Genomic DNA, 7,434 nt, shown 5'->3' with positions numbered 1-7,434 from the left:
CACTGCTGGACCGGGCAAGAACCGCGCTGGCGCTGGTCGCGCAAAAGGCCGATGACGGTGAGATCAGCGGTCTGCGTGCCGCGCTGGAGGCAGCGCCTGACGACCATACCAAGCGGCTGGAGCTGGCGAGCGCGCTGTTTGCCGCTGGCGAGCGTGACGAGGCCGCGGAGCAGTTGCTGACGGTCGTGCGCGCGGACAAGGACTGGAACGAGGGCGCGGCGCGCGCCAAGCTGCTGCAGATTTTCGAGGCGGTTGGGCTTGAAGACCCGTGGGTCTCGGCGACCCGGCGCAAGCTTTCGGCGGCGCTGTTCGGATGAGCGACAAGTCTGCCATCGTTGCCCAGCGCATATCGGTGTTTCCGCTGACCGGCGTGATCCTGTTCCCCGGCCTGCAGGTGCCGCTGCATATCTTTGAGCCGCGCTATCGCGCGCTGGTCAGCGATGCAATGGCGCGCGACCGGCAGATCGGCATGATCCAGCCGCGCGGGGCGGGCGAGCCGCCACCTTTGTTCGACATGGGCTGCGTCGGCCGCATCATCGATGTCGAGGCGCTGGATGATGGCCGCTACAATCTGGTGCTGGAAGGTTTTGCCCGGTTCCGCGTGTTGCGCGAGCTGGATGTCACCACCCCGTTTCGCCAGATCGAGGCCGAAATGCTACACGAGAGCGATGACCAGCAGGTGCTGTCAAGCGTCGAGCGCGCCAGTCTGGAGCGCGAATCGCAGCGCTTTGCCAATGCGCAGGGATATAGCGTCGACTGGGAATCGGTCGCGCGGCTTGACGACCGGTCGTTGGTCAACGGCATCGCGCAGATCGCGCCGTTTGATGCGGCGGCCAAACAGGCGCTGCTGGAAGCCGAGGGCCTGACAACGCGCGCCGATCTGCTGGTGCAGCTGATGCAGTTTTTCGGGCGGCGCGACAGCGATGATCCGCAGGTGACGTTGCAGTAGGCCATAGTTTAAATCCTCCCCGAGCTTGCCTCGGGGAGGGGGACCATTTGCGTCAGCAAATGGTGGAAGGGTAGTGCGCTAACGTTCGCGTAATTGCCCTCCGTCAGCGCTGCGCGCTGCCGCCTCCCCGAGATAAGCTCGGGGAGGAATTTATCCACTCAAATCACCCCGACATCCTTGCCCGCTGCCTCGAAAATACCGAGGATCTGCGTCACCTGTTCGGCGGAATGTTCGGCACACAATGAGCAGCGCAGCAGCGTCATGCCTGCGGGCGTGGCGGGCGGGCGCGCGAGGTTGACGTAAAGCCCGCGCTCGAGCAGCGCCTGCCACATCTGCGCGCCTTTGAGCATATCGGTCATGATCACCGCGATGATGCCGCTCTGCGCTTGCGGAGTGCCCAGCGAAAAACCAAGATCGCGCAGGCCCTGGTGCAGCCGCTTGGAGTTTTCCCAAAGGTGCGCGCGCTTGTTGCCGGCATGCATCAGCTTGCGGATGCTGGTCGCGGCGGTGGCGACGACGCTGGGCGGCAGGCTGGCGGTGAAGACATAAGGGCGGCAGACGAGGCGCAGCACCTCGAACTTGGGATGGTTGGAGACGCAGAAGCCACCGACCGTGCCGACCGACTTGCTGAATGTGCCGATGATGAAATCGACATCGTCGATCACGCCGGTCGCTTCGGAGACACCGCGCCCGTTCTCGCCGATAAAGCCCATCGAATGCGCTTCATCGACCAAAACCATCGCGCCGGCTGCCTTGCACACCGCGACCATCTCTTTCAACGGCGCGACATCGCCCAGCATCGAATAGACGCCTTCCAGCACCACCAGCTTGCCTGCTTCGGGCGGCAGCCGCTTCAGCCGCTTTTCCAGCGCCTCGACATCATTGTGCCGGAAGGCGACGATCTGGGCGTTGCCGAGCGCGCAGCCATCGTAGATCGAGGCATGGCTGTCGATATCGAGGATGATGTAATCCTCCTTGCCCGCCATCGTCGAGATGATGCCGAGATTGGCCTGATAGCCGGTGGAAAAGACCATCGCGTGGTCCATCCCGTAAAATTCCTTCAGCGCTTCCTCGCAGTCGCGGTGTCCGGCATAGGTGCCGTTGAGCACGCGGCTGCCGGTGGTGCCCGATCCGAAGTTTTCCAGCGCCGCCTTGCCTGCATCGATCACATCGGGATCGAAGGTCATGCCCATATAATTATAGGTGCCCAGCAGGATCGTCTCCTTGCCGTTGCACATCGCGACGGTGGGCGATTTGACCGATTCCATCACCAGCGAATACGGATCGCGCACCCCGGTGGAGAGCAAGGCCTCGCGCTCTTCGATCAGCGCGTCAAATTTGGAAAACAGGTCGGTCATGTCAGGCAATCTCTGGGCTGGAAAGGCGAAGGATGGGTCAGTCAGTCAGCTTTTCGACCGCATCGACCAGCTGGCCGACGGTTTCAATCTCGGCCTGCATGTTCATGGTGATAATGATATCGAACTCGTCCTCGATGGCGGCGACGAAGTCCATCACCGTCAGGCTGTCCCACTCAAGATCGCCGGCAAAGGTGGTGGCATCGCTCAGCGCTGCGTCCTTTTTGTTGAACGGCGCGATCTGCGCGGCGATGCGGTCATAGGTGGCGGTGCGGTCAGTCATGGATGGTCTTTCATTGGCTTGTCTGCGCCTTCTGGCCGGTGATTGCGGCACAATCGCGGCATTTTGACGAACGCTCAACAGCCATTGCGGTGCCGCTTGTCAAGCGCGGTGGAGCCGGGCGGAAAAATCTGCGCGAATGTACGTGATTGCACTCAGCGGATTGCCCGGTGCTTGCGTGCGTGTCATGATCACCCACATGGGGGACGATCAATCAGCAGATACGCCATCGCAGGTCGATCCTGGATTCGCCGTTAATGCCGTGCATATGATCCGCACGACCGAAATCATGACATTGCAGCTCAGCCAGATGGCCGACCAGAAAGCCAATATTTTGATGGGGGCGACGTTCGTCGTGTTCACGCTGGCGGTAGGGCAAACCACGGCGGGAACGTTTTCCCTGCCGCTGACCGTCCTGGCGACATTCTCATTTCTCGCGGCCTTGATGGCGGTGTTCGCAGTGTTGCCGTCGATTGGCGGCGGCAAAGCGCCAGCCAACCCCAATCTGCTGTTTTTCGGCACCTTTTCGCACATGGACGAGCAGGATTTCGCAGACCAGATGGTTGCGATGCTGCGCGATGAGGAGAGTATGTACCGCGCGATGTCGCGCGACATCCACCAGAACGGCTTGGTGCTGCAGCACAAGAAATATCGCTTTCTGGGCTATGCCTATCGGCTGTTCGTCGTCGGATTGATTTTGACCTTCCTGGTGTTCGCGGTGGAGCTGGCGCTGGGGAGGGCGCTTATGTTTTGATCAGTCAGCGGTTTGCCCGCTTTGGGTTCGCCTGAGCTGCACCAGCAAACCCACGATCACCAGCGCGATGGCTGCCTGAGCCGTGCCACTGACGGGCTCGATCCAGGCTGGCGGTGCATTCCTGATGGTCTCAGCCCATTCGATCGCGGCGCTTGATGTGTCGAGCAGCACGACGCCAAAATTATAGAGCGCGTGCATGAAAATCGGCAGCCAGATATTCCGGCTTAATAAAAAGGCCGCGCCATAGACCAGTCCGCTGATGAAATGCTGCGTGGGGTTGCCAGAGGCATGCACGGCTGCAAACGCGATGGCAGCAAGCAGCAACGCGATTTCAGGGCCAACAACCCGTTCCATGTTCCCCTGAAACCAGCCGCGAAACGCAAATTCCTCAACCACCGGAAACAGCAGGATGGCGAGCACCGGCAGCGCGTAACGGTCGTGATCGGTTGGCGCGTCGGTTGCATCGCTGGGGCCGGATGCCAGCAACGACAGCACCGCACAGCCGAGCAACAAGGCGGTTGCGATTGTTGCATAAACAAATGCGCGGCCCGACGGCACTTGCATGTAGCGCGCGGTTCGTGCCCCCCGGCGATAGGCATAAAGGCCGTGCACCAATAAAAACAGCGCGACCAGCCCAATGCCATAGGCGATCGACCAAACAATCGGGAACTCGACATAGGCCCCGGACGCGATAATCCATGCCCCGCCCACTGGCAGCGCCAACAACGCGGACAGCAGGGCACTGCCACGAATTTTCCAAACGCCTGATTGCTGCGGCTTTGCTGGAAAATGCTGCATGTGCACAATTATGCAAAGAAATGCCGTGATGAAAACACTTAAAATGAAGCAAGGCTACCCGATCATAGACATCGATAAATTATCTGCGCGGTCTGCGCGGCTCATGCATCGACGGTGAAGCTGTTGACACAATCGGCATGGGTGATCGTGACGCGGCGGCCAATGGGGTCGCGCGCCGGATCGATCAGTGAGGCGAGCGCCGCATCCTTGCCATCGGCAGCCGGGCGCGCCACCACGCGGCCGTTGGCGGTGCTCGCGATCACGACACCGCGCGCGGGCGTGCCTTTGGCATAGCCGACGGTGTAGGTTTCAATCGTGCCAGTGCAGTTTTCGCTCAGCCGCACCGCCGGAGCCTCGGCATCAAGCGCCGCCTGCATTGGCGCGTGATCGACCGGCTGCCAGTCTGCCACTGGCGCGGTGCTGTAGATGCCGACTGCCTCTTTTGATAAAAAGCCACCATTGGCGAGCACCAACCCGAAGCTGCCCGGATTGGCGCGCAGCGTCTGCGCCATCGCGGCGATGCCGTGCATCGAATAATTGTTCCCCGCGCCGCCCGAAAACGGCAGGCCGCCGGTCTGCGTCAGCGGTGTGCTGCGCCAGTCGATCCCGAGCGATTCAGCGGCGAGCAGCACCGCGACCGGAAAACAGCTGTAAATGTCAAAATGCGCGATATCGGCGGCGCGCTTGCCTGCGCTCTCCAGCGCACCCGCCAGCGCCAGATCGATCGCGCGCGAGCGCGACAGGTCAGGGCGCAAAGTCACCGGTTTGTCGGTCGCCTCGCCGCTGCCATGCAGGAACAGCCATTGCGCGCGGGGCACACCCATGGCCTCGGCCTGGCCCACGCTGGTCATGATCAGCGCCGCCCCCTGGTTCACCGCATCCTGCGCGACATGCCATTTGAGATAGGGATCGGCGACCGGATAGTTGCTGGGCGAAGGCGCCGCGAGATACGCCGCTTCCATCGCGGTGGGGAACTGGGCATAGGGGTTGGCGGCGGCAACCTGGCTGAAGCCCGCCCATAGCGCAGACATCTCTGCGATATGCTCGGCGCGGCTGCGGCCCAGCCGTGCGCGCAGCGCGTGCTCCATCAGCGGATAGGTGAGGATCGGCGCGCCGACGCCGTTCTGCAACTCATGCCGGTCGAGCAGCATCGGGCCGAGCCCGCGATCCTCCATCTCGCCGTCGATGGTCTCATTCCAGTCGAGCGCCAGCCCGGCGCGCGCGGCGGTCTTGGCGGCGGCGATGGCTTCGGCGCCTGACAGCAGCACACAGCTTGCGTCGCCTGCATGAATGGCGGCAGCGAATTCGTTGACGAGCGCCTGCGGACTCTGGCCGCCAACAATGGAATAGACGGCGCGCCGGGGCGTGAGACCAAGCCGTCTGGCCAGCCCCAAAGGTGGCTTGTCGCAGCGGCCGGTGCCTTCGGGCCCCATCCCGGGCGCGCTGTCGGCAAAGTGCCGCACCACGACCACGGTATCGATGGCGGCGCGCACGGTTTTGCTCGCACCGGTGTCGGCCAGCGCCGCCATAGTGGCCTGCTGCATCAGGCTTTGCGGGCAGGGGGCAGCAGCGATGTCGCGACCATCCCAATGGTCAACCTTTTGCCCCACGCCGATCAGCACCGGGGTGTTCGGGGTCATCGCCATGGCGCGCTCTCCTGTGTTTTATGTCTCAGAACCGACCGTTGATGCGGATCGCCATCGCGTCGCCCTGCTGCTGAAAGCCAAGCGCGCCGAGCGCCGAACCAAGCCCCGGGGCGAGCCCGCCCAGCCTGAAGTCTGCCGTATAGCGGCCATCGCCGCCGATCCGGATGTCGAGCACCTCCATGCCTGACTGGCCCTTTAGCGGCACCAGCAGATCGCCGCCATCGCAGCGGATCGTGCCGGTCAGGCCGCGCTGCAGGCTGACACCGAACAGGCTTTGTTCGATATTGATGCGCACCACCCCCGATGCCGATGCGCAGCGGTCATCGGCGATGGTCGCATTGACCGCGTCGAGCGTGATGCTGCGCACCGGCAGCGGTGCAAACAGGTCCCCCGCAGGCACATCGCCAGTGGCGTCGCGCATGCTGACCCCGTTACCGCTGCGCGCGATGTCAAAGGCCAGGGGCGGCTGTCCCGCGGCATCCGATGCACGCGCCATTGATAGTGCCAGATCACCGCGCAGCAATCCGCCGGGAGAAATCTGCGCGTCCATATCGCCCAGCGCCAGCTTGCCAAAGTATAGATCGCGGATCGTACCCGACCAGATGCTGCCATCAACGCTGCGCGCGCTGATGCCGCGCTTGCCGAGGCCGGACCAGTCGAACACAATCCGCATTGGCAGCATCAGCGCCATCAAAGCTAACAGCGTGAGCCCAATCAGCACGAAGCGCTTCATGTCGCGGGTCATGAGCCGAGCTTGGCAAGGCGCGCCGAGACCGACACCATGCCATTGTCCATGCGCCGGATGGTCAGCGTTTCGGGAACCACGCCGCGCCGCTCGAGATCTGCCAGCCAACCCAGAAAGGCGGTTGAGCGCGCCGATGCGATGGCGATGTCGGCACGCGCATTGCCCGAAGGATCGTTGCGGTCGAGCGTAAAGCCGCGTTCGCCAGCCTCGCTCGCCAGCAGCAGATTCAATGCGGCGATTGCCTCTGCCGGGCGGCGCTGAGCGGGCAATGACAGCGCCCGCGTCTTGGCCTCGATCCGTCCGGCGAGCATCGTCGCCTCATAAAATGAGCGCTTGGCATCGGTCGCCAGCATGTAAAGCGGGCGATAGACCGCGAAATAGCCCAGCACCGCGAGCGCCAGCACGGCAGCAATGCCGACCAGCACCTGCTCGCGCCGCGACAGCGCAAGCAGCCAGTTTTTCATCGCCTCGCTCATGGTGCCACCACCGTGATATCGGCGACCGCTTGCCCGGTGGCATCACTGCGTTGGCTGGCGGTGATACGATAGCCATTGTTCTGCAACGCAATCAGCACCGCGTTCAGATCCTCGACGCGCGGCGCGGCGATCATCGCGGCAATCAGCCCGCCGGGGCGATAATCCACCTCGCGCAGCACCACACCGGCCACTGGCTGCAATGCCGACAAGAGCCCGGAGAGTGGAACCGTGGCCACGCTGTTGCCAGCACCGCGTGCCGCCAGCCGCTGGTCGAGCAGCTGCTCGGCCTGGGTGGCTGTCGTCGCTTCGGGAACCAGCCGCTGGGCAGTTCGCAACGCGCGCGCTTCGGCGATGTCAGCGCCGATCATGTTCTTGCCGATTTCGGCCAGCGGCACCGCCAGGCTGATCAGCAGCAGCGCGCCGAACAGCCA

Annotated in this window: 9 protein-coding genes and 1 pseudogene; 3 read left to right on the top strand and 7 right to left on the bottom strand. The window is 63.2% G+C overall.

What is annotated here, in order from left to right; genetic code table 11:
- Together ACEW8G_RS03580 and ACEW8G_RS03575 are read left to right on the top strand one after the other, a co-directional pair.
- Nucleotides 1-317 (top strand): tetratricopeptide repeat protein (locus ACEW8G_RS03580; protein WP_373487076.1); only part of this gene is annotated, 317 nt, incomplete at its 5' end.
- Nucleotides 314-949 carry an LON peptidase substrate-binding domain-containing protein gene (locus tag ACEW8G_RS03575; protein ID WP_373487075.1) on the top strand — a complete coding sequence of 212 codons (636 nt, stop codon included), beginning with the start codon at nt 314-316 and terminating at the stop codon, nt 947-949. The genes ACEW8G_RS03580 and ACEW8G_RS03575, both read left to right, overlap by 4 nt.
- Before the next feature lie 158 nt (nt 950-1,107).
- Here ACEW8G_RS03575 and ACEW8G_RS03570 read toward each other — a convergent pair whose 3' ends face one another.
- Nucleotides 1,108-2,307 carry an aminotransferase class I/II-fold pyridoxal phosphate-dependent enzyme gene (locus tag ACEW8G_RS03570; RefSeq protein ID WP_373487074.1) on the bottom strand — a complete coding sequence of 400 codons (1,200 nt, stop codon included), beginning with the start codon at nt 2,305-2,307 and terminating at the stop codon, nt 1,108-1,110.
- 37 nt (nt 2,308-2,344) lie between these two features.
- The gene (locus ACEW8G_RS03565) at nt 2,345-2,587 is read right to left on the bottom strand and encodes an acyl carrier protein (RefSeq protein WP_373487073.1); all 243 of its coding nucleotides are present in this window, start codon (nt 2,585-2,587) and stop codon (nt 2,345-2,347) included.
- A 196-nt stretch (nt 2,588-2,783) separates the two neighbouring features.
- Between ACEW8G_RS03565 and ACEW8G_RS03560 the strand changes: the two genes are divergently transcribed.
- Nucleotides 2,784-3,338, top strand: a complete 555-nt coding sequence (locus tag ACEW8G_RS03560; protein ID WP_373487072.1) for a Pycsar system effector family protein — start codon at nt 2,784-2,786, stop codon at nt 3,336-3,338.
- Here ACEW8G_RS03560 and ACEW8G_RS03555 read toward each other — a convergent pair whose 3' ends face one another.
- The 5 genes and pseudogenes from ACEW8G_RS03555 to ACEW8G_RS03535 all read right to left on the bottom strand — a co-directional run.
- Nucleotides 3,339-4,136 carry a lysostaphin resistance A-like protein gene (locus tag ACEW8G_RS03555; protein WP_373487071.1) on the bottom strand — a complete coding sequence of 266 codons (798 nt, stop codon included), beginning with the start codon at nt 4,134-4,136 and terminating at the stop codon, nt 3,339-3,341.
- A gap of 101 nt (nt 4,137-4,237) precedes the next feature.
- Entirely contained in the window at nt 4,238-5,782 is a 1,545-nt protein-coding gene (locus ACEW8G_RS03550; RefSeq protein ID WP_373487070.1) for a hypothetical protein, read from the bottom strand.
- A 25-nt stretch (nt 5,783-5,807) separates the two neighbouring features.
- Entirely contained in the window at nt 5,808-6,527 is a 720-nt protein-coding gene (gspN, locus tag ACEW8G_RS03545) for a type II secretion system protein N (RefSeq protein ID WP_373487069.1), read from the bottom strand.
- Nucleotides 6,524-6,991: a type II secretion system protein GspM gene (gene gspM, locus ACEW8G_RS03540; protein WP_373487068.1), complete on the bottom strand. Its 468-nt coding sequence runs from the start codon at nt 6,989-6,991 to the stop codon at nt 6,524-6,526. Before gspM ends, gspN begins: the two co-directional genes overlap by 4 nt.
- A gap of 8 nt (nt 6,992-6,999) precedes the next feature.
- Nucleotides 7,000-7,434: pseudogene (locus ACEW8G_RS03535) on the bottom strand (type II secretion system protein GspL); the annotation flags it as partial.

Source organism: Blastomonas sp., from assembly GCF_041747255.1.
Lineage (GTDB): Bacteria > Pseudomonadota > Alphaproteobacteria > Sphingomonadales > Sphingomonadaceae > Blastomonas.
This window is presented reverse-complemented; position numbering and strand designations above follow the sequence as displayed.